This window comes from Mesorhizobium sp. CAU 1732, from assembly GCF_039888675.1.
Classification (GTDB): Bacteria; Pseudomonadota; Alphaproteobacteria; order Rhizobiales; family Rhizobiaceae; genus Aerobium.
Map to the genome: position 1 here is coordinate 1,503,856 of NZ_JBDQQR010000001.1, position 23,265 is coordinate 1,527,120.

At 62.8% G+C, this 23,265-nt stretch carries 20 protein-coding genes and 1 tRNA gene; 12 read left to right on the plus strand and 9 right to left on the minus strand.

Annotated elements, in window-relative coordinates; translation table 11 throughout:
* The first annotated feature begins 150 nt into the window (after positions 1-150).
* From AAFN55_RS07380 to AAFN55_RS07390, 3 genes are read left to right on the plus strand one after another with little or no spacing between them, the layout of a single operon-like run.
* Positions 151-864: a DsbA family protein gene (locus AAFN55_RS07380; protein ID WP_347798208.1), complete on the plus strand. Its 714-nt coding sequence runs from the start codon at positions 151-153 to the stop codon at positions 862-864.
* A gap of 57 nt (positions 865-921) precedes the next feature.
* Positions 922-4,380 (plus strand): chromosome segregation protein SMC, encoded by a 3,459-nt coding sequence (gene smc, locus AAFN55_RS07385; protein WP_347798209.1) that lies wholly within the window; start codon positions 922-924, stop codon positions 4,378-4,380.
* Positions 4,381-4,397: 17 nt separating this feature from the next.
* Entirely contained in the window at positions 4,398-4,808 is a 411-nt protein-coding gene (locus tag AAFN55_RS07390; protein WP_347798210.1) for a hypothetical protein, read from the plus strand.
* Here AAFN55_RS07390 and AAFN55_RS07395 read toward each other — a convergent pair.
* Both AAFN55_RS07395 and AAFN55_RS07400 read right to left on the minus strand, forming a co-directional pair.
* A complete protein-coding gene (locus tag AAFN55_RS07395) occupies positions 4,802-5,143 on the minus strand; it encodes a GFA family protein (protein WP_347798211.1) in 342 nt (113 codons plus the stop codon). The two genes, AAFN55_RS07390 and AAFN55_RS07395, sit on opposite strands and share 7 nt — an antisense overlap.
* Before the next feature lie 28 nt (positions 5,144-5,171).
* The gene (locus AAFN55_RS07400; protein WP_347798212.1) at positions 5,172-5,513 is read right to left on the minus strand and encodes a VOC family protein; all 342 of its coding nucleotides are present in this window, start codon (positions 5,511-5,513) and stop codon (positions 5,172-5,174) included.
* A 199-nt stretch (positions 5,514-5,712) separates the two neighbouring features.
* On the opposite strand from AAFN55_RS07400, the gene ppdK reads away from it, so the two are divergent.
* Both ppdK and AAFN55_RS07410 read left to right on the plus strand, forming a co-directional pair.
* Positions 5,713-8,379, plus strand: a complete 2,667-nt coding sequence (gene ppdK / locus AAFN55_RS07405) for a pyruvate, phosphate dikinase (protein ID WP_347798213.1) — start codon at positions 5,713-5,715, stop codon at positions 8,377-8,379.
* A gap of 442 nt (positions 8,380-8,821) precedes the next feature.
* On the plus strand, positions 8,822-9,688 hold the full coding sequence (locus AAFN55_RS07410; protein ID WP_347798214.1) for a glycosyltransferase family 9 protein: 867 nt from the start codon (positions 8,822-8,824) through the stop codon (positions 9,686-9,688).
* 2 nt (positions 9,689-9,690) lie between these two features.
* Here AAFN55_RS07410 and AAFN55_RS07415 read toward each other — a convergent pair whose 3' ends face one another.
* The 4 genes from AAFN55_RS07415 to AAFN55_RS07430 all read right to left on the minus strand — a co-directional run bounded on the left by AAFN55_RS07415 (position 9,691) and on the right by AAFN55_RS07430 (position 13,713).
* Positions 9,691-10,062 carry a DUF427 domain-containing protein gene (locus AAFN55_RS07415; protein WP_347798215.1) on the minus strand — a complete coding sequence of 124 codons (372 nt, stop codon included), beginning with the start codon at positions 10,060-10,062 and terminating at the stop codon, positions 9,691-9,693.
* A 56-nt stretch (positions 10,063-10,118) separates the two neighbouring features.
* Complete coding sequence (locus AAFN55_RS07420) at positions 10,119-11,741, minus strand: ABC-F family ATP-binding cassette domain-containing protein (protein ID WP_347798216.1); 1,623 nt, start codon at positions 11,739-11,741, stop codon at positions 10,119-10,121.
* 81 nt (positions 11,742-11,822) lie between these two features.
* Positions 11,823-13,220, minus strand: a complete 1,398-nt coding sequence (locus tag AAFN55_RS07425; RefSeq protein ID WP_347798217.1) for an aspartate aminotransferase family protein — start codon at positions 13,218-13,220, stop codon at positions 11,823-11,825.
* A 103-nt stretch (positions 13,221-13,323) separates the two neighbouring features.
* On the minus strand, positions 13,324-13,713 hold the full coding sequence (locus AAFN55_RS07430) for a hypothetical protein (RefSeq protein ID WP_347798218.1): 390 nt from the start codon (positions 13,711-13,713) through the stop codon (positions 13,324-13,326).
* Positions 13,714-13,896: 183 nt separating this feature from the next.
* Here AAFN55_RS07430 and AAFN55_RS07435 point away from each other — a divergent pair, with 183 nt between their 5' ends.
* Both AAFN55_RS07435 and AAFN55_RS07440 read left to right on the plus strand, forming a co-directional pair.
* A complete protein-coding gene (locus tag AAFN55_RS07435) occupies positions 13,897-15,525 on the plus strand; it encodes a 3-(methylthio)propionyl-CoA ligase (RefSeq protein ID WP_347798219.1) in 1,629 nt (542 codons plus the stop codon).
* Positions 15,526-15,604: 79 nt separating this feature from the next.
* On the plus strand, positions 15,605-16,429 hold the full coding sequence (locus AAFN55_RS07440; RefSeq protein ID WP_347798220.1) for a DUF1499 domain-containing protein: 825 nt from the start codon (positions 15,605-15,607) through the stop codon (positions 16,427-16,429).
* Here the strand turns inward: AAFN55_RS07440 and AAFN55_RS07445 are convergent.
* Entirely contained in the window at positions 16,400-17,305 is a 906-nt protein-coding gene (locus AAFN55_RS07445) for an MBL fold metallo-hydrolase (protein ID WP_347798221.1), read from the minus strand. The two genes, AAFN55_RS07440 and AAFN55_RS07445, sit on opposite strands and share 30 nt — an antisense overlap.
* Before the next feature lie 127 nt (positions 17,306-17,432).
* Here AAFN55_RS07445 and AAFN55_RS07450 point away from each other — a divergent pair, with 127 nt between their 5' ends.
* Positions 17,433-18,023, plus strand: coding sequence for a biotin transporter BioY (locus tag AAFN55_RS07450; RefSeq protein ID WP_347798222.1), 591 nt, complete (start codon positions 17,433-17,435; stop codon positions 18,021-18,023).
* Between the two features lie 92 nt (positions 18,024-18,115).
* On the opposite strand, the gene AAFN55_RS07455 is transcribed toward AAFN55_RS07450, so the two are convergent.
* Positions 18,116-19,231, minus strand: a complete 1,116-nt coding sequence (locus AAFN55_RS07455) for a DegT/DnrJ/EryC1/StrS aminotransferase family protein (RefSeq protein ID WP_347798223.1) — start codon at positions 19,229-19,231, stop codon at positions 18,116-18,118.
* Positions 19,232-19,394: 163 nt separating this feature from the next.
* On the opposite strand from AAFN55_RS07455, the gene AAFN55_RS07460 reads away from it, so the two are divergent.
* Both AAFN55_RS07460 and AAFN55_RS07465 read left to right on the plus strand, forming a co-directional pair.
* Positions 19,395-19,664 carry a type II toxin-antitoxin system prevent-host-death family antitoxin gene (locus tag AAFN55_RS07460; protein WP_347798224.1) on the plus strand — a complete coding sequence of 90 codons (270 nt, stop codon included), beginning with the start codon at positions 19,395-19,397 and terminating at the stop codon, positions 19,662-19,664.
* Positions 19,646-20,068, plus strand: a complete 423-nt coding sequence (locus tag AAFN55_RS07465; RefSeq protein ID WP_347798225.1) for a type II toxin-antitoxin system VapC family toxin — start codon at positions 19,646-19,648, stop codon at positions 20,066-20,068. Before AAFN55_RS07460 ends, AAFN55_RS07465 begins: the two co-directional genes overlap by 19 nt.
* Before the next feature lie 39 nt (positions 20,069-20,107).
* Here AAFN55_RS07465 and AAFN55_RS07470 read toward each other — a convergent pair.
* Positions 20,108-20,181 (minus strand) — tRNA-Gln (locus tag AAFN55_RS07470).
* A gap of 259 nt (positions 20,182-20,440) precedes the next feature.
* On the opposite strand from AAFN55_RS07470, the gene cysD reads away from it, so the two are divergent.
* The gene (gene cysD / locus AAFN55_RS07475; protein ID WP_347798226.1) at positions 20,441-21,346 is read left to right on the plus strand and encodes a sulfate adenylyltransferase subunit CysD; all 906 of its coding nucleotides are present in this window, start codon (positions 20,441-20,443) and stop codon (positions 21,344-21,346) included.
* Between the two features lies 1 nt (position 21,347).
* On the plus strand, positions 21,348-23,258 hold the full coding sequence (gene cysN, locus AAFN55_RS07480) for a sulfate adenylyltransferase subunit CysN (protein WP_347798227.1): 1,911 nt from the start codon (positions 21,348-21,350) through the stop codon (positions 23,256-23,258).
* The last annotated feature ends 7 nt before the right edge of the window (positions 23,259-23,265 follow it).

Consider the following 23,265-nt stretch of genomic DNA (forward strand, 5'->3'; position numbering starts at 1 on the left):
GACACGCTTTAGGCGCAAATGCTCGCCGTATCGTGAACGATCCGTCTTCTCATGGCGATTGGATTGGGGACAGATTTGCCGTATTCGGCGTCAACACTCGTCGCGACCGCAGAAAACACTGCACGATCAATTCAGACACAGGTGATTCGCATGACCCGCAGACTGCCCCGCAGAACCGTTCTGGCATCCTTGGTAGCAATTCCCGCATCGGCGATGCTGCTTTCGGCATGCAGCGACTCCAGCGGCCAGGCTGAAGCCCAGACGCCGGACACCGCGCCGACAGCGTCGACGTCGGCAGCGAATGCGCCTCAGCCGACCGGCAAGGTCGACATGGCAATGCTGCTCGAAGAAGGCTCCCTGCCGGAAAAGGTGCTGGGCAACGCCGACGCACCCGTGACGATCGTCGAATATGCCTCGATGACCTGCGGACATTGCGCGGCTTTCCACAACAACACGCTGCCCGAGATCAAGAAAAACTACATCGACACCGGCAAGGCGCGGCTCATCATGCGCGAATTCCCGTTCGATCCGCGCGCGGAGGCAGGCTTCATGCTGGCGCGCTGCTCCGACGACAAGTATTTCGCGATGGTCGATGTGCTCTTCAAGCAGCAGCAGAACTGGGCCGGGGTCCAGGATGCGCAGGCTGCATTGCTCCAGATCGCCAGACTCGCAGGTTTTTCACAGGAGTCCTTCGAGGCGTGCTTGACTGACAGCAAGCTTTTGGCCGATGTGAAGTCAGTGCGAGCCCGTGGCGAAAAAGACTTTGGCGTGGACGCCACGCCGACGTTCTTCATAAACGGAAACAAATATTCGGGGGCAATGTCGGTTGCCGAGATGTCGGCCGTCATCGACAGCATGGTCTGACCGCACCCTTGAGGCGCGGCAGCGGACCCGTGCGCGCAATTGCGCGGGGGGCTTGTCATGAAATTCTCCCGCCTCCGCCTTCTGGGCTTCAAATCCTTCGTCGAACCCGGTGAGTTCGTCATCGAGCGCGGCCTCACGGGAATCGTGGGGCCGAATGGCTGCGGCAAGTCGAACCTCGTCGAGGCCCTGCGCTGGGTCATGGGCGAAAGCTCGTACAAGAACATGCGCGCGTCCGGCATGGACGACGTCATCTTTTCCGGTTCCGGCACGCGACCCGCGCGCAACACGGCCGAAGTCACGCTTTTCCTCGACAATGCCGACCGCACCGCGCCGGCTGCCTTCAACGACGCGGACGAGCTCCAGGTCTCGCGCCGCATCGAGCGCGAGGCCGGCTCGATCTACCGCATCAACGGCAAGGAAGCGCGCGCCAAGGACGTGCAACTGCTGTTTGCCGATCAATCGACAGGCGCACGTTCGCCATCGATGGTCGGACAGGGCCGCATCGGCGAACTGATCCAGGCAAAACCGCAGGCGCGGCGCGCATTGCTTGAAGAAGCAGCCGGCATTTCCGGCCTGCACACGCGCCGCCATGAGGCTGAGCTGCGCCTTCGCGCCGCCGAGCAGAACCTCGAACGCCTCGACGACGTCGTCGGAGAACTCGAAAGCCAGATCGAGAGCCTCAAGCGCCAGGCGCGGCAGGCGGCGCGTTTCAAGAACCTGTCCGCCGACATCCGCAAGGCTGAAGCCATCGTCCTGCACCTGCGCTGGACACAGGCGAAAGAGCAGGAAGGCGAGGCGAAGTCCGCGCTGGCGCAGGCGACGACCGTGGTTGGCGATCGTGCGGCGCAGCAGATGCAGGCTGCCAAGGATCAGGCGATCGGCGCGCACAAGCTGCCCGAACTGCGCGAAGCCGAGGCGGCCGCCGCTGCGGCGTTGCAGCGCCTGACCATCGCGAAGACGCAGATCGAGGAAGAGGCGGACCGGATCCGCGCCCGCAACGCCGAGCTTGAAAAGCGCCTGGCGCAGTTCGACGCCGATATCGGGCGCGAAGAGCAGATGGTGCGCGACAATGCCGACGTGCTCGAGCGCCTCGACACGGAAGAGCGTACGCTGAACTCGGAGACTGCCGGAGCCGCCGAGCGCGAAATCCAGAGCAGCGCCGCGTTCCAGGAAGCGCAGGCGGGGCTTTCCGCAAGCGAAGCGGCCTTGCAGGTGCTGACGTCCGAACGCGCCGAGGCGTCGGCGTCGCGCAGTCAGATAGAACGGACGTTGCGTGAGACGGGCGAGCGCCGCGACAGGCTTGCACGCCAGTTGGCCGAGATCGATCGTGAAGCCGGTGAGATCGCCACGCGCATCGCAGCGCTGGCCGACCCCGCGCAAAAGCGCATTCTCGTCGAACAGGCGGAGCAGGCATCCACAGCAGCCGAAACCGGCACGACAAGCGCCGAAAAGGCGGTCGTCGAGGCGCGCGCGGTCGAAGCGGCCGCACGTCCGCCGCTCGGCGAGGCTCGCTCCGCCCTGCAAAGCATCGAGACGGAAGCGCGCACGCTTGCGAAGATGCTCAATGCGGCATCGGGCGGGCTTTTTCCGGCAGTCCTTGAGCAGATCAAGGTCGAGCGCGGGTTCGAGACGGCTTTGGGTGCCGCACTTGGCGAAGACCTCGATGTCGCGCTCGATCGTGCCGCCCCCGCGCATTGGGGCGAGGTGGAGGCCGCTGGCGACGATCCTCGCCTGCCACAAGGTGTTCGCGCACTGTCCGAGGTCGTCCAGGCCCCGCATCAATTGTCCCGCCGTCTCGCCCAGGTCGGCATCGTGGAGCAGGGCGACGGGCTCCGGCTGCAAAAGGAACTCAAGGTCGGCCAGCGGATCGTCAGCCGCGACGGTGCACTGTGGCGCTGGGACGGCCTGACCGCCAGCGCCGACGCCCCGACCGCCGCGGCCCTGCGCCTTGCGCAGAAGAACAGGCTTGCCGAACTGGAAGCCGAGGCGACGCAGGCGACGCGCGGTCTGCGGGCGGCCGAAGAGGTGCTTGCCGCTGCCGAGGCGCGGGTGCGCCAGAGCGTCGAGGCGGAGAAGACCGCACGCGACGCCTGGCGAGCTGCGCAACGAGCGCTCGGCGACGCGCGTGATGAGCTCGCAAAGGCGGAAAAGGCGGCTGGCGAACTGTCCAGCAGGCGGGCCGTTCTCGAGGAATCCCGCGGCCGTGTCGCCGCCGATCTGGCGGAGGTCGAGACCGCCTTCGCCGCAGCGCAGGAGGCGCTGCGACAGGCGCCCGACCTTTCCGACCTCCAGGCGAGGCTGGACGGCCGCGCGCGTGACGTCGCGCAGGACAGGGCAAAGCTGGCGGATGCCCGCGCCGCTCATGAGGGGCTGCGCCGCGAGGGCGAGCTACGCGCTAAGCGGCTCGCCGCGATCGAGGTCGAGCGAAAATCATGGGTTCAGCGGGCCACCAATGCCGGCCAGCAGATCGCATCGTTGCGTGAACGCCGCGTCGAAGCAGCCACCGAGCACGAAAAGCTCGCCGATGCGCCGGACGAGATCGACGCGCGCCGGCGCGCGCTGATGTCGCAGCTCTCATCTGCTGAGGCCCTGCGGCGCACTGCGGCAGACACGCTTCAGGACGCGGAAAACAGGCAGGCTGAACTGGACAAGGCTGCGACCGGTGCGATCCAGACGCTTTCGCAGGCGCGCGAGGATCGGGCCCGGGCCGAAGAGCGGCTGACGGCGGCAGATGAGCGCCGCAAGGAAGCGGAAGCGCGCATACAGGAAGCGCTCAATGTGCCGCCGCATCTGGTCATTCGCCATACCGGCCTCGCTCCCGACGAGCCGATGCCTGACATGAATGCCGTCGAACGCAATCTCGACCGCCTGAAGATCGAGCGTGAACGGCTCGGCGCCGTCAATTTGCGGGCGGAAGAAGAGCAGTCCGAGCTTGCCGAACGGCTGGAAACGATCGTCACCGAGCGCGAGGATGTCGTCGAGGCGATCCGTCGCTTGCGGCAGGCGATCCAGAGCCTGAACCGCGAGGGCCGCGAGCGATTGCTGGCGGCGTTCGAGGTCGTGAACGCACAGTTCCAGCGCCTGTTCACGCATCTGTTCGGCGGCGGCACGGCCGAACTTCAGCTCATCGAATCCGATGATCCGCTCGAAGCGGGGCTTGAGATCCTGGCCCGTCCGCCCGGCAAGAAGCCGCAGACGATGACGCTCCTGTCCGGTGGCGAGCAGGCGCTGACGGCCATGGCGCTGATCTTTGCGGTGTTCCTGACCAACCCCGCGCCGATCTGCGTTCTCGACGAGGTCGATGCGCCGCTGGACGATCACAATGTCGAACGCTTCTGCAATCTCATGGACGAGATGGCGCGTACGACCGAGACGCGCTTCGTCATCATCACGCACAATCCGATCACGATGGCGCGGATGAACCGGCTGTTCGGCGTGACGATGGCCGAGCAGGGCGTCAGCCAGCTTGTGTCGGTCGACCTTCAGACCGCCGAACAACTGCGCGAAGCAAGCTGATTGCCGGGAGACATGGTTTGAACGAGACTTTCATCGCACCGGCGAAACAGCTTTCCGTCGCCCTTCAGGCTTTTCACCGCGCGTTGATCCGGGCGGAAATCGGGGACGATCCCGCCCTCCAGAATCCCTATACCCAACTGTTCGCCCTCATCGGCGATCCCCGGTTCGCGTGGATGGGAGCGATTTCGCAGCTCATTGCCCGCATCGACCATTCCGTCGTTGAAGGGGAGATGGACGAACCGGGCGTTCTGGCGGGATTTCACCGGGACGCAGCAGCGCTTCTTGGCGAAGGCGAAGGTGACATCGATTCCCAGTTTCGCCTTCGCCACCTCATCGCCCTTCAGAATGAACCTGAGGTCGGTTTGGCGACCGGCAAACTGCGTAAAGCGCTTGCCGTGGTCGGAGCCGCCATCGAAGGCGATCAGTAGCTGCGGCCGTCCACCGGTATCCGTTTCACCTCCGACAACTCGATCGCCTCGAGACATCTGATGTTGATTGCAGCCATCTCGGTATCACCGCGTTTTCCCATGCCGAACGGCGCGCACCCGCAGTTGGGACAGAAATGGTGATCAATCACGTGCTTGTTGAAGTGATAGACTGACAAATCCTCAAGCGGCGTTCCAAGTCTCATCCTCTCTCGCGGGATGAACCAGAGAAGGTAGCCTTTCCGGCTGCAATGCGAGCAATTGCATTCCATGGCCTCCTTCAATTCGCCTTCGGCTTCGAACGTCACGCGCCCGCAATGGCAACTTCCCTTGTACATGCTCACAATAACCTCCTGCCGGTCGGGCTCACTCGCTCCAGACGGCCAGTTCGTTGCCTGCAGGATCGATGAAGTGAAAACGCCGTCCGCCGGGAAACGCGAAGATGTCCTTGCTGATGTTGCCTCCTGCATCCTTCACGGCGCTCAGCGAGGCTTCGAGATTTTCTGAGTAGAGAACAGGAAGCGGCTTGGCGTCGGGCGCCGCGGAACCGTCGAACCCACCATCCAGACCCTCTTCGAATGCGGAATAGGACGGGCCATAATCCGTGAACGTCCAGCCGAAGGCGGAACTGTAGAACGCCTTGACGCTGTCGATCGAGCCGCCGGTCGCCTGCATTTCGAGATAATCGAGTTTTCCATCCTGACGCATTTTACTCTCCTCTTTGTTCGCTTTTTGTTCTATCAATGATCCAGCGTCCAGGCAAGCATGATTTGATCCGGCATCCTAATCGATTCATATAGCTGGGGTCGGTGCTGGCTGCTTGCCTTTGGATGATGGGCGCCTTATCCGTCAGCGCGCAAGCGGGTCCTCCAGGTGAAGATCGGCGTTCCGGAGTAAGGATGCGAGCATGACGAAATGGGTCTACGGCTTTGGAGACGGCAAGGCTGAAGGGCGTGCCGGGGACCGCAACCTGCTCGGCGGCAAGGGTGCGAACCTGGCTGAAATGTGCAGCCTCGGACTGCCCGTTCCGCCAGGCTTCACCATCACCACCGAACTCTGCACCTGGTATTACGAGAACGGCAACGACTATCCCGCGGAACTGAAGACGCAGGTGGCTGATGCGCTTGCAGAAATTGGCGCGATAGCCGGCCGGCGCTTCGGTGACCCCGAAAATCTTCTGCTGGTTTCGGTGCGTTCCGGTGCGCGTGCATCCATGCCGGGCATGATGGACACGGTCCTCAATCTCGGCCTCAACGACGAGACGGTGGAAGCGCTGGCGCGCGATTCCGGTGATCCGCGCTTCGCCTATGACAGCTATCGCCGTTTCATCCAGATGTATTCGGACGTCGTGCTCGGCGTCGACCACGAACATTTCGAGGAAATCCTCGAAGATGAGAAGGCACGGCGCGGCCATGAGCTCGACACCGACCTGACCGCCTCCGAATGGCAGCAGACGATCAAGCTCTACAAGGCCAAGGTCGAGGAGGAACTCGGCAGTCCCTTTCCCCAGGACCCGCAGGAGCAGCTCTGGGGCGCAATCGGTGCGGTCTTCTCGAGCTGGATGAATCATCGCGCGATCACCTACCGCCGCCTGCATGATATCCCTGCAAGCTGGGGCACGGCGGTCAACGTCCAGGCCATGGTGTTCGGAAACATGGGCGAGACGTCGGCGACCGGTGTCGCCTTCACGCGCAATCCCTCCACGGGCGACAAGCGCCTCTATGGCGAGTTCCTCGTGAACGCGCAGGGCGAGGATGTGGTGGCGGGTATCAGGACACCGCAGAACCTCACGGAAGAGGCGCGCATCGAGGCGGGTTCGGACAAGCCGTCGATGGAAAAGGTCATGCCGGATGCGTTTGCGGCCTTTGTCGATATCTCCGACAGGCTGGAGCGGCATTACCGCGACATGCAGGACCTCGAATTCACCATCGAGCGCGGCAAGCTGTGGATGCTCCAGACGCGTTCGGGCAAGCGCACGGCGAAGGCTGCGCTGAAGATCGCCGTCGATATGGCGGGCGAGGGGCTCATCACCAAAGACGAAGCCGTTTCGCGCATCGACCCGGCGTCGCTCGATCAGCTTCTGCACCCGACGATCGACCCCAAGGCAGAGCGCAACGTCATCGGCATGGGGCTTCCGGCCTCCCCCGGCGCGGCGACCGGCGAAATCGTGTTCTCGTCGGATGAGGCGGAGGAAATGCGGGCGCAGAACCGCAAGGCAATTCTCGTCCGCATCGAGACGAGCCCGGAAGACATCCACGGCATGCATGCCTCCGAAGGCATCCTGACGACACGCGGCGGCATGACCAGCCACGCCGCCGTCGTCGCGCGCGGCATGGGCAAGCCTTGCGTCTCCGGCGCTGGCCAGTTGCGCGTCGACTATAGGACCGGAACGCTCATCGCCATGGGGCAGACGCTCAAGAAGGGCGACGTGATCACCATCGACGGCACGAGCGGGCAGGTGCTCAAGGGCACGGTGCCGATGCTCCAGCCGGAACTCTCGGGCGACTTCGCCTCGATCATGGAATGGGCCGACCAAATCCGGCGCATGAAAGTCCGTGCCAATGCCGAGACGCCCGCCGATGCGCGCATGGCGCGCTCGTTCGGTGCCGAGGGCATCGGTCTGTGCCGCACCGAGCATATGTTCTTCGATGACGAGCGCATCGTCGCAATGCGCGAGATGATCCTGGCGGATACCGAGCAGGATCGCCGCACCGCCCTTGCCAAGCTCTTGCCGATGCAGCGTTCCGATTTTGCTGAGCTCTTCGAGATCATGGCGGGCCTGCCGGTTACGATCCGTCTGCTCGATCCGCCGTTGCACGAATTCCTGCCGAAATCCGAAGAGGAAATCGCTGATGTAGCCAAGGCGATGAACGTCTCGGCCGACAAGCTGCGCCAGCGGACCGAGGCGCTGCATGAGTTCAACCCGATGCTGGGTCACCGGGGCTGCCGTCTGGCGGTGTCCTATCCCGAGATCGCGGAGATGCAGGCACGCGCGATCTTCGAGGCTGCGGTCGAGGCGGGCGTCAAGACCGGCAGTCCGGTCGTGCCCGAGATCATGGTTCCGCTCGTCGGCATCATGAAGGAACTCGATTATGTGAAGGCGCGCATCGATGACGTCGCCAAGGCGGTCATCCGGGAAAGTGGCACGCAGATCGACTATCTGGTCGGCACCATGATCGAGCTGCCCCGAGCGGCGATCAGGGCTCATGTCATTGCCGAGGCGGCCGAATTCTTTTCATTCGGCACGAATGATCTGACGCAGACGACCTTCGGCATCTCGCGCGACGACGCATCGTCGTTCCTCGAGACGTATCGCCAGAAGGGCATCATCGAGCAGGATCCGTTCGTTTCGCTCGATATCGAAGGCGTCGGCGAACTCGTGCGCATGGCGGCCGAAAAGGGCCGGGCGACCCGGCCCGACATCAAGCTTGGCATCTGCGGCGAGCATGGCGGCGACCCCGCCTCGATCCGATTCTGTGAAGAGGTCGGTCTGGACTACGTGTCCTGCTCGCCCTTCCGGGTGCCGATCGCGCGGCTCGCCGCAGCCCAGGCGGCGGCTGCATCCAAGCGATAGCGCGCAACTCTCAGTGCGCAGACGGTGACACGCTGAACGAAACGCTTTGACCTTACTCCTGCCATCCCGATGTCCGATGTGGAGGGTGGCGGGACGGGCGTAGCGTTTTTCAGTGGTCACTGATCTTATGGCGATGCGACGTGCAGACGGTTACTTCAAGACTTCAATCGATCAAACTCCAGACCCCATTCTTGGGGAGCTAGGCGGGACGGACAAAGTAGCGATACGCTCGATCCTGATCGTCCAGACGAAGTTCATCGGCGATATCGTTCTGGCGTCGGCGCTCGTCGACAATTTGCGGATGCGGTATCCCGGTGTGCGTATCGTGTTCCTCTGTACGCGTGGCCTGGATGTCTTCATCAAGGCACATGGGATCGCCGACGACACCGTCACGATCGACAGGAAGCGCATGCGCGGAACCCCGATCAACCGCGCCTCGGAAATGGTGTCGATCATTCGAAAGCTACGGCGGATGAAATTCGACATGTCGATCGACATCACCGATTCGAAGACGTCGCGCCTGCTGAACCGAATGGTGACTGCGAAGATCAAGGTCGGGTACAGCCCGACCGAGAGACCTCTGCGCCGTCTGGAGCGTCAGCCCGCGAATGTCCTCGCCAAGCCGTTCGGTGTCGGTGAGCACTTTCTCGACCGATATCTCTCGCCGCTCGATGCACTGGGCTTTCAAGCCGTCATTCCATCTCCGTCATTGGCGCCTTTGCCCGAAAAGCGTGACGCGGCCATGGCTTTGCTTCATTCTGTCGGACTTGTGCCGGGACGTTTTATTGCGGTCCACGCGGGGGCAAGTTTCATCGGCAGGCAATGGCAGCCCGAGCGTTTCGCGGTGGCGCTTGATGCGCTCGTCGAACAAACTGGTCTCGACGTCGCACTCGTCGGCGGGCCTGATGAACGTGAACTCACCGACGCGATACGATCCATGACATCGCATGGCGTCGTCAGCCTGGCCGGCCAGTGCGAACTCGACGTGTTGCTCGCGGTTCTTGCCAGCGCTCGCCTTTTCGTCGGCAATGAAAGCGGGCCGATGCACATGGCTGCCGCGGCAGGGACGCCCGTGGTGGGATTGTTCGGATTGACGGACCCCGCGCGGTGGGGGCCCGTAGGCGTTCCCAGTGTTGCGGTGCGGCCGACTATGCCCTGTCCCTGCGTGGCACCGGGCGTATGCAAAAGCGATGATCCCAGTAAGGCGTTTTGCGTACGCCGCATAGAGGTGGACGAGGTGGTGAATGCGACTGTGTCACTGCTCGCGCGAACCGAAGATCACAATCGCTCGACCACTGATCCGGCCTAGACTCAGGCGTCGATCGAGACCTTGTTGGGATAAAACGCGCCGTAGTCCTTGATTTGCAGCATTTCGTCGAACGGCGCCTCATAGGCCCACATGACGTCCGATGCCGCCTCACCTTGCGCGCTTGCGCTCCAATAGGTCGCGTCGCCCTTGAACGGGCAATGCGTGGTGGTGGCCGTCTTTTCCAGATGCTCGAAATAGATGTCCTTGAACGGGATGTAGAGGACGGGCGGATACGTGCTCTCGCGCAATTCGACCGCCTCGTCGGACGACGCGATGACCACGTCGCCGAAGCGTACAGTCACCGTTCGCCCATAAGGCTCCACCACTATCTTCCGTTGCGGGTCGCGCAGAAAACCGGGTGCGGGATTGGCCATGGTCATCTCCTTGTTATATCCTCAGCACTTAGGGGCGCTGCGGTGTTCGGACAAGGTCAGCTTCGCAGGCCCGGCGCTTCCTGCCCGGTGCGGGCGACATATTCGGTGTAGCCGCCGCCATAGGTGTGGATGCCGTCCGGCGTCAGTTCCAGAACCCGGTTCGAGAGCGCCGCGAGGAAATGACGGTCGTGGCTGACGAAGAGCATCGAACCTTCATAGCGCGACAACTGCTCGATCAGCATTTCCTTGGTCGCGATGTCCAGATGGTTGGTCGGCTCGTCCAGCACGAGGAAGTTCGGCGGGTCGAAGAGCATCTTGGCCATGACGAGACGCGCCTTCTCGCCGCCAGACAGGACGCGGCATTTCTTCTCGATCTCGTCGCCAGAGAAACCGAAGCACCCGGCAAGCGCGCGCAGCGGTGCCTGTCCAGCCTGCGGGAACGAATCTTCAAGCGATTGGAGGACAGTGCGCTCGCCGTCGAGCACTTCCATTGCGTGCTGGGCGAAATAGCCCATCTTCACGCTTGGCCCGCGTGACACCGTGCCGTTGTCCGGCTCGGATGCGCCTGCGATCAGCTTCAAGAGCGTCGATTTGCCGGCGCCGTTGACACCCATCACGCACCAACGCTCCTTGCGCCGCACCTGGAAGTCGAGTCCTTCGTAGATTGCGCGCGAACCGTAGCTCTTGTGCACGTTCTTGACGGTCGCGACATCCTCGCCGGAGCGCGGGGCCGGTTGGAACTCGAAGTTCACCGTCTGCCGGCGCTTTGGCGGTTCGACCTTGTCGATCTTGTCGAGTTTCTTGACCCGGCTCTGCACCTGGGCGGCATGCGAGGCGCGCGCCTTGAAGCGCTCGATGAAGGCGATTTCCTTGGCGAGCATGGCCTGCTGGCGCTCGAACTGCGCCTGCTGCTGCACTTCGGCCAGCGCGCGCTGTTCCTGATAGAATCCGTAATTGCCGGAATAAGAGGTCAGCGAACCGCCATCGATCTCGATGATCTTGGAGACGATGCGGTTCATGAATTCGCGATCGTGCGAGGTCATCAGGATCGTGCCATCATAGCCTTGCAGGAAAGATTCCAGCCAGATCAGGCTTTCGAGATCGAGATGGTTGCTCGGCTCGTCGAGCAGCATCGCGTCGGGGCGCATGAGCAGGATCTTGGCCAGCGCGACGCGCATCTTCCAGCCCCCCGAAAGCTTGCCGACGTCGCCGTCCATCATCTCCTGGCTGAACCCGAGGCCGTCGAGCACTTCGCGGGCACGGCCGTCGAGCGCGTAACCGTCCAACTCGTCGAAACGACCCTGAACCTCGCCGTAACGCGTGATGATCTCGTCCATCTCGTCGGCGCGATCAGGATCGCCCATCGCGGCCTCGAGTTCCGCCATCTCGGCCATGAGTTCTGTGATCGGCCCGGCGCCGTCCATGACTTCGGACACCGCGCTGCGGCCCGCCATGTCGCCGACATCCTGGCTGAAATAGCCGATCGTTACGCCGCGATCGGCAGAGATCTGGCCTTCGTCGGGTTGCTCCTGGCCGGTGATCATGCGGAAGAGCGTCGTCTTTCCCGCGCCATTCGGGCCGACGAGGCCGATTTTCTCGCCCTTTTGAAGAGCTGCGGACGCCTCGATGAAGACGATCTGCTGACCGTTCTGCTTGCTGATGTTTTCGAGACGAATCATGAAAAAAAGAACCCCGCCGATGTCTGCGGGGTCCATTACGAGAAGACCGGCTCGGGTGGAAGGGGCCGAAGCGTCGCGGCGTCAGCCCGCCTTGCGCAGACCCTCTTTCGAAACCCATGCTTCCGCGTCGTCGAGACCCTTTTCCAGCCGGTCGAAGAGCTCGTCCAGTTGTTCGGCCGTGATGATCATGGGCGGGCAAAGCGCGATCGTGTCGCCGATGGCGCGCAGGATCAGCCCGCGTGCTTCCAGGAACTTGGCAACCTGCGGCCCGACACCGTTCTTGGGATCGAACGAGCGTTTCGTCTCGGGATCGGCGACCAGCTCCACACCGCCGACGAGGCCGCAATAGCGCACCTCACCGACCAGCGGATGGCCTGAGAGCGCCTTGAGACGGCGCTCGAACTGCGGCGAAAGCGACCGCACATGGCCGACGATGTCGCGGCGCTGGTAGATTTCGATCGCCCTGACGCCGAGCGCGCAGCCGAGCGGGTGGCCGCCATAGGTGAAGCCGTGGCCGAACGTGCCGATCTTGGCCGAGTGGTCGACATAGGCCTGATAGATGTCTTCCGGAACCATCACCGCGCCAAGAGGCGCGTAGGCCGAGGTAAGCTGCTTGGCTGCCGAGATCGTCGCCGGCTTCATGCCGAGCGTCTCGCAGCCCCACCAGTTTCCGGTGCGGCCGAAGCCGTTGATGACCTCGTCATCGATCATGATGATGTCGTGCTGGTCGAGCACCTTCTGGATCGCCGGATAGTAGCCCGCGGGCGGGACGATCACGCCGCCGGCGCCCATGACAGGCTCGGCGATCATGGCTGCAATCGTGTCGGGTCCTTCACGCTCGATCATGTCTTCGAGCGACTTGACCATGCGCGCGACGAATTCCTGCTCGCTCTCGCCATCCTGGCCGAAGCGATAATAATGCGGGCACTCCGTGTGCAGCACACGATCGACCGGCAGGTCCCATCCGATATGGTTGTAGGGCAGGCCGGTCAGCGATGCCGACATGATCGTCACGCCGTGATAGGCCTTGATGCGGCTGATGATCTTCTTCTTGTTGGGCCGGCCGAGCGCGTTGTTCATGTACCAGGCAAGCTTGACCTGCGTGTCGTTTGCTTCGGAGCCCGACGAGGTGAAGAACACCTTCGAGATCGGCATCGGCGCGATCTCCTTGAGCTTCTCGGCGAGTTCGATGGCCGATTCCGTGCCCTTGGCTCCGAACAGATGATAGTAGGGAAGGCTGCGAAGCTGCTCGGTTGCAGCATCCACCATCTCCTCGTCGCCGAAGCCGAGGCCCGCACACCAAAGACCCGACATGCCTTCAATATAGGCCTTGCCCTGGGTGTCGTAGACGAAGATGCCTTCGCCGCGCTCGATGACCAGCGGTCCGATTTCGCCGAGTTTGTGGATTGGCGTGTAGGGATGCAGGACCGAGGCGATGTCGCGCGCCTGCAGGTTCGTGAGCGGTGATGACTGATTCATGCTGGCCTCCAGATGGAAGCCGAACCTAACCGCTAAAGCCGCGTGGCGTAAGGCCGAGGCGGCGCTGGTTCACTGGGGAGCGTATGATTGGCCCAGCGCGTGATCAGGCTGCCTTGCCCCAGCAATCCGCAAGCCCCGCATAGGCCGACGCGATCGACGCGATGGGCAGCTTGCTCTCCGAGGCCGGCACCACGCTGACGCTTCCGCCTCCGCAGGGCAGGTCGATCACGGCGATCTCGCGGGCATCGTCTTCACCGATCGCGACGGCCGCGACCCAACGGCTGGCATCGCCGTCTTCTATGCGCATCTGGAACAGAAGCACGCCGCCGACCGATTCTGCGGTCTCGCGAATAGCTGCCTCGAAATGCAGGTCGTCGATTTCGCGCTGGCCGAGCGACAGCTCCATCTCGACCGTTTCGAGCGATGCGGTTTGCGGGGCAGGGGGCGGGGGTGAGAGTGCCGGAGGCACCGTCTCGTGTGCGGGCGTTGGCATGCGTAGCCTCATCCTGTTCAGACGTTTTTTGACCCACCCGCAATGCCACGCTTTCTGGAGATCGTGGCGGCTTTGTGGCGCTTGCCCTTTGGTCGCAGAAGAACCGACTTCGGCGCGCCGCGCTATGGACTTTGGCGGCATTCCGACCAAGATTGTCGGCACCGGAAATCAGGGAGGAATTCGATGCACGGATTGATGCAGGATTGGCCGCTGCTCTGCCACAAGATACTCGATCATGCGGCGCGACAGCATGGCCAGCGCGAGATCGTCTCGCGTTCGGTCGAAGGCTCGATCGTGCGAACCACCTATGCCGATGCGAGGACGCGGGCGCTCAAGGTGGCGCAGCGGCTGCAGCGCGACGGCTATGGCGACGGCGACCGCATCGCGACACTCGCCTGGAACACCGCACGGCACCTCGAGGCCTGGTACGGCATCATGGGTATCGGTGCGATCTATCACACGCTCAATCCGCGCCTGTTCCCGGACCAGATCGCCTGGATCATGAACCACGCCGAGGACAAGGCGCTGTTCGTCGACCTGACCTTCGTTCCGCTGGCCGAAAAGATCGCGCCGCTGGTGCCGACGCTCAAGAAGGTCATCGTGTTCACCGACAAGGCGCATATGCCCGAGACGAGCCTGCCCGGTGCGATCGCCTACGAGGAATGGCTTGCCGAGGCCGATGGCGATTTCACCTGGGTCTCGCTGGATGAAACCGCCGCCTGCGGCATGTGCTATACGTCGGGCACCACCGGCGACCCCAAAGGCGTGGTCTATTCGCATCGCTCCAACGTCCTGCACGCAATGATCGCCTGCATGCCCGATGCGATGGGCATCTCGGCGCGCGACACGATCCTGCCGGTCGTGCCGATGTTCCATGCCAATGCCTGGGGTCTTGCGCAAAGCGCGCCGATGGTCGGCGCGAAGCTGGTCATGCCGGGCGGCAAGATGGATGGCGAATCCATCTACGAATTGCTGGATACGGAAAAGGTGACCTTCACCGCGGCCGTGCCCACCGTCTGGCTGATGCTGTTGCAATTCCTCGAATCGACCGGCAAGAAATTGCCGCATCTCAAGAAGGTCGTGATCGGCGGTTCTGCCTGCCCGCGCGCGATGACCGAGAAGTTCGAGCGCGATTTCGACGTGGAGGTCATCCATGCCTGGGGCATGACCGAGATGTCGCCGCTTGGAACGCTGGCGACGATCAAGCCGGAATACGCCGACCTGAAGGGCGACAAGCTCCTCGACGTCAAACAGACGCAGGGCCATCCGCCCTTCGGCGTCGAGATGAAGGTGACCGACGACGAGAACAAGGCCCATCCATGGGACGGCAAGACCTTCGGCAGGCTGAAGGTGCGCGGACCCGCAGTGGCGCGCGCCTATTACGGCGGTGCCGGCGAGGAGCAGTTCGACGAGGAGGGCTGGTTCGATACGGGCGACGTCGCCCACATCGACAAGAACGGCTACATGCAGATCACCGACCGCGCCAAGGACGTCATCAAGTCCGGCGGCGAGTGGATTTCCACCATCGACCTCGAAAACCTCGCTGTCGGCCACCCGGACGTCGCGGAAGCCGCGGTGATCGGCGTGACCCATCCGAAATGGGACGAACGCCCGCTTCTCGTTGTGGTCCGCAAGCCCGGCAAGGAGCCCACCAAGGAGGAACTTCTGGGCTTCATGGAGGGAAAGGTCGCCAAGTGGTGGATGCCGGACGATGTCGCCTTCGTTGACGAGATCCCCCATACGGCGACAGGCAAGATCCAGAAGATGACGCTTCGCGACCAGTTCCGGGATTATCGTTTCCCCGCCGCCTGAGACACACACCCGCAGGGGCTTTGACCATATGCACGCGAGCCGATAGAAGGCTCGCGGCATCGAAGAGCGCAGCGGTCACATGGTGGTACTTCCAGAACGGCGGGTCTCGCCTTACGCGCAATGGGCCAGGAGCGTCGCGCGTTTTTCGCTTGTCCTGTTCCTGCTCGCCGGGGTGGCACATCGCTACGGCCTGCTCGACACGATCGGTTTCTTCTGGATCATCGGGCTTGTCGCACTCCTCGCGGTCGTAGGACTTGCACTGGCGGCGATCGGGTTCAGGCGGCTGTGGTCCCGCGGGGAGAAGGCGGGCCGCGCCTCGCTTGCCGCGACTGTTCTGGCGGGGATCGTGCTCGCGCCCTTCGCGCTTAGCGGCTACTTCGCTGTCCGCTATCCCATGTTGCATGACATTTCCACGGATCTGCTGGAGCCGCCCGCCTTCACGCTCGCCACGCCGGCGCGAACCGAGCTCATGAACCCGATTGGAGAGATTTCGCGGGAAGACGCCGAAATCCAGATGCGGGCCTATCCGGATATCGCAGGAAGGCGCATCGCCGGGTCGATGGAGCGCGTTCTGAGCGCGCTCAGCGCCGTGGTGGCGTCACGTGGATGGCTGCCTGCGAGGCCGATCGCGGCAAGTTCGCTGACACGGGAAATCTCGATCGAGATGCAGGCGCCGACCTTCCTGCTGCGCTACCCGGTGGATGCGGTCGTCCGGCTCTCGGACGAAGGAGAATCCGTCTTCGTCGATATGCGCATGAATTCGCGCTACGGTCGCCATGATCTGGGCGACGGCGCGCGCCGCATCCGTGCTTTCATGAGCGATCTGGTTGCCGAGTTCGATCGTCAGTCTCTCGAGATCATCGACATTCCGGCACTACCCGAGGCGGAAAACCCCGTCCAGTGACGGCTCGTCCTCGACGAGGGCGACGCCGCGCGCGACCAGATCTTCCAGATGGGCAAGGACGGAAAGGCCGGCCGCGCCGTGCAGACGCGGATCGGTGTCGCGGTAGATGGCGGCGACCATCTCCGGAATGGTGCGGTCGCCGACTTTCAAGCGCTCGACGATCGCCCGCTCGCGCATCTTGCGATGCGCCTTGAGGCCTCGCATAAAGGGGGCGGGCGACAGGACCGGCCCACCATGTCCCGGCAGGAAAATGCGGTCGTCGCGCTCGAGCAGCCGGTCCAGCGACGTCATGTAGTCAGACATCGCCCCGTCCGGCGGCGCGACGATGGAGGTCGCCCAGGCCATCACGTGATCCGCCGAAAACAGGATGCCGGTGCCCTGGAGGCCGAAGGCCAGATGGTTGGCGGTGTGGCCGGGCGTATGGATCGCCTGGAAGGACCAGCCGTCGCCGTCGATCACCGCGCCGTTTTCCAGGATGATATCCGGGACGAAGTCCATGTCGGCGCTTGCGTCCAGCGGGTTGATCTCGCCGATGCGCAACGGGCGGGCAGGGCGATGCGGCCCCTCGCCGGCGGTTTTCGCTCCCGTTTCAGCCTTCAGCCGTGCCGCGAGCGGAGAGTGATCGACATGCGTGTGGCTGATCAGGATGTGGCTGACCGGGCGACCCGCGATAGCGCTCATGAGTGCATCGAACTGGGCATCGTCATCCGGGCCGGGATCGATGACGGCGAGCGTCTCGGTGCCGACGATGTATGCGTTCGTGCCGTGAAATGTGAACGGCCCCGGATTGTTGACGGTCACGCGTCGCACGCCCGGTGCAACCTCGATCGCCTCGCCATAAGCGGGCTCGAACCGTGTATCGAAGTCTAGGGCCATGTCTGGAAAAGTCCGCTGAAGCGTTGTGGGAGAGGCTTTGAAACGAGTTGCCGCATATCATGGAACGACCTATAGGGAAAACCTTCGCATCCCGGCTTTACGCCAAATGACATAGATGGAGACCGACATGTCTGCCGCAATCCTATCCCGCCCGCTCATTTCTCTCGCGCTGCCCGAAAAGGGTGTCGCGCGTTATGCGGTGCTGGCCACGCTGGCGGTTGCCGGCACGCTGCTTCTGACGCTTTCCGCCAAGACGCGCGTCATTCTCGGACCGGTCGACATGTCGATGCAGACCTTCGCGGTCATGGCCATTGCCGCGACCTTCGGTCTCCGTCTCGGCGTTGCGACACTCGTGCTCTACATGGCGCAGGGCGCGATGGGCTTCCCCGTCTTCCAGGCATCGCCGGAAAAGGGCGTCGGCATCGTCTACATGCTCGGCACGACGGGTGGCTTCCTGGCAGGCTTCGTGGTGATGGCGGCGATCGTCGGCTGGGCCGCGGATCGCGGTTGGGACCGCAACCCGGTCAAGCTTTTCGGTGCGATGATGGTCGGCGAAGTCGTGATGATGGCTATGGGCTTCGCATGGCTCGCAGGCCTGATCGGTGCCGCCGGCGCCTGGCAGTTCGGCGTCGCGCCGTTCATCGTTCCTGACCTGATCAAGGTCGCACTGGCAGCGGCGATCGTGCCGGCAGTCTGGTCGCTCTTCGCGCGTCGCTAGAGCGCTCCTGCGGCAGCCGCCGCACACCACTCTGAAACGAAGAAGGGCCGGTCGATCGACCGGCCCTTTTCTTTGACTGCTGTTCCGCTCGATCAGCCGAGGAAATCGACGATCGTCGAAATGATCCGGTCCTGATCGTCGGTCGAGAGGTAAGGGTGCATCGGCAGGCAGAGAATGCGCGACGGCAGCTCTTCCGAGAGCGCGAGGCCGCCCGGTGCCGTCTGATAGTGTGAGTAGGCCACCTGCTGATGCAGCGGTTTCACATAGTAGATCACCGATGGAATTCCGGCCTGCTGCAAGTGGGTCTTGAGCTCGTCGCGTCGTGGCGTCTCGATCGCGTATTGTGCCCAGGCCGAGCGGCTTCCCGTCGCAATATCAGGGACCTTCGCGACATGGCGTAGCCCGTCATTGTAGCGCTTGGCCACGACCTGGCGCTTTTCCATCTCGTCTTCGAGGATGGCGAGCTTCTCGATCAGGATTGCCGCCTGCAGCGTATCGAGGCGCGAATTGATGCCGACGCGAATATTGTCGTACTGCGTCTCGCCCTTGCCGTGGAAGGCGAGGGAGCGCAGCGTGTCCGCCATCTCGTCGTCGTTGGTGAACATCGCGCCACCGTCGCCGTAGCAGCCCAGCGGCTTGGCGGGATAGAAGCTCGTCGAGCCGACATGGCCGAAACTGCCGCACATCGCGTTGCCCATCGAGCCGCCCATCGACTGCGCCGCATCTTCGATCACCACGAGGTCGTGGCGCTCGGCGATTGCCATGATCGCGGCATAGTCAGCCGACAGGCCGAACAGGTCGACGGGGATGATCGCGCGCGGCGTGAGACGTCCCTCGGCTTTCACCATCGCGATGGCGGCTTCGAGGCTTGCGGGGTCGATGTTGTAGGTGTCCGGCGCGATCTCGACGAAGACCGGCTCCGCCTGCCGCAGCGCAACCACCTCGGCTGTCGCGGCGAAGGTGAAGCTGGGGCAGAAGACCGCATCACCCGGCCCGATCCCATGCGCCATCAGCGGGAGCATCAACGCATCTGTGCCGTTGGCGCAGGCCACGACATGTTTGACGCCGACATAGGCGGCGAGCTGTTTCTCGAATTCCGCGACTTGCGGGCCCAGAATGTACCGGCCTTCGCTGACGACGCCATCGATGGCGGCCTGAAGCTTTTCGCGGATGCGCTCGCGCTGAGCGCCAAGATCGATGAATTGCATGGCGTCCTGTTCTTGTCGTTGGTGAGGCCGTGATGTCTCGCGGGAGCCTGTTAGCAGAGTTGCCGGCAGATCGGAAGACGGGCCGATATGCGCCGAGGGTCTGGATATTGGTTTATCTGGCCATATATGCTAGCTAAGTTAGCCAGATGCAGGAGCAACTGCCATGCAGGTCAACATACTCGAAGCCAAGAACCGTCTGTCCGAACTGGTGCGCACCGCATCCGAAGGCGGCGAGGTGATCATCGCCAATCGTGGGAAACCGGTTGCAAGGCTCGTCAGCGCCGACAGCGTCGTCGCACGAAAGATCGATCCCGAAGCGCGCGAGAAGGAAATGCGGCGTCTGCGGGCGATCGTTGAGGATATGCATCGAATTCCGGACCGACCGGACGCTTACGATCCGATGGAATGGGATGAGTGGGGCCTGCCCAAGTGATCGTTGCGGACACGTCGGCGCTTCTGGCAATTCAGTTCGACGAGCCCGAGTGCCGAGAGTTCCTGACGATCATCGAAGCCGCTGAGCGCATCTATGTCAGTTCGGTCTCGGTCGTCGAAGCGCGTATGGTGGTCTACGGAAGGCACGGCCACAACGGTGTGCTCAAGTTGAACGCTTTTCTGGAATCGCCTCGTTTCGAAATCGTCCCTCCCGGCGAAGCCGAGACAACGGCCGCCTATGAGGCGTTCGTCATGTATGGCAAGGGCAACGGCCATCCGGCAGCGCTGAATTTCGGCGATGTCTTTTCCTATGCGCTTTCGCGCACGCGCGGGATGCCATTGCTGTTCAAGGGTAACGACTTCTCGCAGACCGACGTCAGGGACGCGCGGGATGGCGATTGGTAAGAAGCGGCTTTACCGCGCATGAAATGCATGAGCGGATACTGGCTGGGGCGCCTGGGTTCGAACCAGGGATGGCGGTACCAAAAACCGCTGCCTTACCACTTGGCTACGCCCCAACATCGGTGGCGCCGTCATTATCGCGTGCGGGAGACGTCGTAAAGCCGGAAGTTGAGCGGATCGGCGCCAAACTGTAGCCCTATCAACACGGATTTCCCGCCATCTGCCGCCAATCGGCAAATAGTAACTCCGTCGCCAGCCAGATTTGGGCACATACACCTCGCCTGTTGCATCAGAGTGTGAGAAATGTGCAGTCCAATACGGGCAATTGCAGCTTTCCAGCTCATCTGTCTCCAAGAATGCGCGAAGGTTATACCGATGCTGGCGACCCTCACTCACCTCGATCGACTCGAGGCTGAGGCGATTCATATTTTCCGGGAAGTCGCTGCGACCTTCTCGAAGCCGGTGATGCTCTATTCCGTCGGCAAGGATTCGTCCGTCCTGCTGCATCTGGCGATGAAGGCGTTCTATCCCGCCAAGCCCCCGTTTCCCTTCTTGCACGTCGATACGACGTGGAAGTTCCGCGAGATGATCGCCTTCCGCGACGAGATGGCCGCGAAGCTCGGCTTCGACCTGCTCGTGCACGTCAATCAGGATGGCGTGGAGCAGGGGGTGAACCCGTTCGACAGCGGATCGAACGTCCACACCAACATCATGAAGACGGTCGGCCTGCGACAGGCGCTCGACAAGCATGGTTTCGACGCGGCCTTCGGCGGCGCGCGGCGCGACGAGGAGAAGTCCCGTGCAAAGGAGCGCATCTTCTCGTTTCGCGACGACAAGCACGGCTGGGATCCCAAGAACCAGCGCCCGGAGATGTGGAAGATCTACAACACGCGCGTGAAGCCGCGCGAATCGATCCGCGTGTTTCCGCTATCGAACTGGACCGAGCTCGATATCTGGCAGTACATCCTGCAAGAGGATATCCCGATCGTGCCGCTCTATTTCGCTGCCAAGCGACCGGTCGTCGAGCGCGACGGGATGCTCATCATGGTCGATGACGAGCGCATGAAGCTGCACGACGACGAGCAGGTTCAGGACCGCCTCGTGCGCTTCCGCACGCTCGGTTGTTACCCTCTGACGGGCGCGATCGACTCCTCCGCAGACAGCCTGGAGGCGGTCGTCGCCGAGATGCTCACCGCACGCACGTCCGAGCGCCAGGGCCGTCTCATCGACAAGGACGAGGCTGGCTCGATGGAAAAGAAGAAGCGTGAAGGGTATTTCTGACATGCTTCATGACAGGGCCGCAGCAGCCAAGACCGCGCGCGCAGGGATCCGCAGCTATCTCGCCGAGCAGGAGCAGAAGTCCATGCTTCGTTTCCTGACGTGCGGATCGGTGGACGACGGCAAATCGACGCTGATCGGACGGCTGCTCTACGACACCAAGCTGCTGTTCGAGGACCAGCTCGCTACGCTGGAGCGCGATTCGCGCAAGCACGGCACGGCCGGCGATGGCATGGATTTCGCACTCCTGGTCGATGGGCTGGAAGCCGAGCGGGAACAGGGCATCACCATCGACGTCGCCTACCGCTTCTTCGCGACGCCGAAGCGCAAGTTCATCGTGGCCGACACGCCGGGGCACGAACAGTACACGCGCAACATGGCGACAGGTGCATCGACCGCCGACCTCGCGATCGTGCTCGTCGATGCACGCAAAGGCGTGCTGCCGCAGACGCGCCGGCACTCGATCATCGCATCGCTTTTGGGCATCCGGCACATCCTGCTTGCCGTCAACAAGATCGATCTCATCGGCCATGATCAGGCCGCTTTCGAAGCGATCGTCGAAAACTATCGCGCATTCGCAGCCGAACTCGGGTTCCAGACGATCGTGCCTGTCCCCGTTTCGGCGCGTTATGGCGAGAACATCACGACACGCTCCGAGAAGACGGCCTGGTACACCGGCCCGACCATGATCGAGCACCTGGAGACGGTGCAGGTCGATGTGGACCTCGTCGACAAGCCGTTCCGGTTTCCTGTTCAGTATGTGAACCGGCCCAATCTCGATTTTCGTGGCTTTGCCGGTACCGTCGCGTCGGGTTCGATCGCGCAGGGCGACGCCGTCGTCGTGGCGAAGTCGGGCAAGTCCTCCACGGTTCGGCGCATCGTCTCTGCGAATGGCAATCTGGACTCCGCTCGCGAAGGGCAGGCCGTCACGATCGTTCTCGATGACGAGGTCGAAGTCTCGCGCGGTAATATGCTGGTTGAGCCGACCGCGCGTCCACACGTTGCCGATCAGTTCGCCGCCAACATCGTCTGGTTCGATGACCATGCGCTCATGCCGGGGCGAGCGTACATATTGCGCACCGAGACGGATCAGGTCAGCGCAACCGTGACCGAGTTGAAGCACCGCATCAACGTCAACAACTTCGCGCACGAGGCGGCAAAATCGTTGGAACTGAACGAAGTCGGTGTCTGCAACCTCTCCGTCCAGTCGCCGATCGCGTTCGATACGTTTGCGGAGAACAGGACCACGGGCGCGTTCGTCCTCATAGACCGGGTGAGCAATGCCACGGTCGGCGCGGGCATGATTCTCCACCCGCTTCGGCGCGCGGCCAACATCCACTGGCAGGCGCTGGACGTGAACAAGGGCGCTCGCGCGGAACTCAAGCACCAGCGCCCAGCCGCACTCTGGTTCACCGGCCTGTCAGGATCGGGGAAATCGACGCTGGCAAACCTCATCGAGAAGAAGCTGCACGCAGCCGGGCGACACACCTATATCCTCGATGGCGACAACGTCCGGCATGGCCTCAACCGCGATCTCGGCTTCACCGAGGAGGATCGCGTCGAGAACATCCGGCGTGTGGCAGAGGTGGCGCGGCTGATGGTCGATGCCGGCCTGATCGTTCTGGTCTCCTTCATCTCGCCGTTCCGTGCGGAGCGACAGATGGCGCGCGAACTCTTTGCCGATGGCGAGTTCGTCGAGGTCTTCGTGGATACGCCATTCGAGGAATGCGCGCGCCGCGACCCAAAGGGCCTCTACGCGCGGGCGCTCAAGGGCGAACTGAAGAACTTCACCGGTGTGGATTCGCCCTACGAAACCCCGCAGAATCCCGATATACACATGAAGACGAGCGGCCGTGAGCCGACGGAGATGGCAGATGCGCTCGAGACATGGCTGCGTGAGCGCGGCTACTGCTGATCGAGGG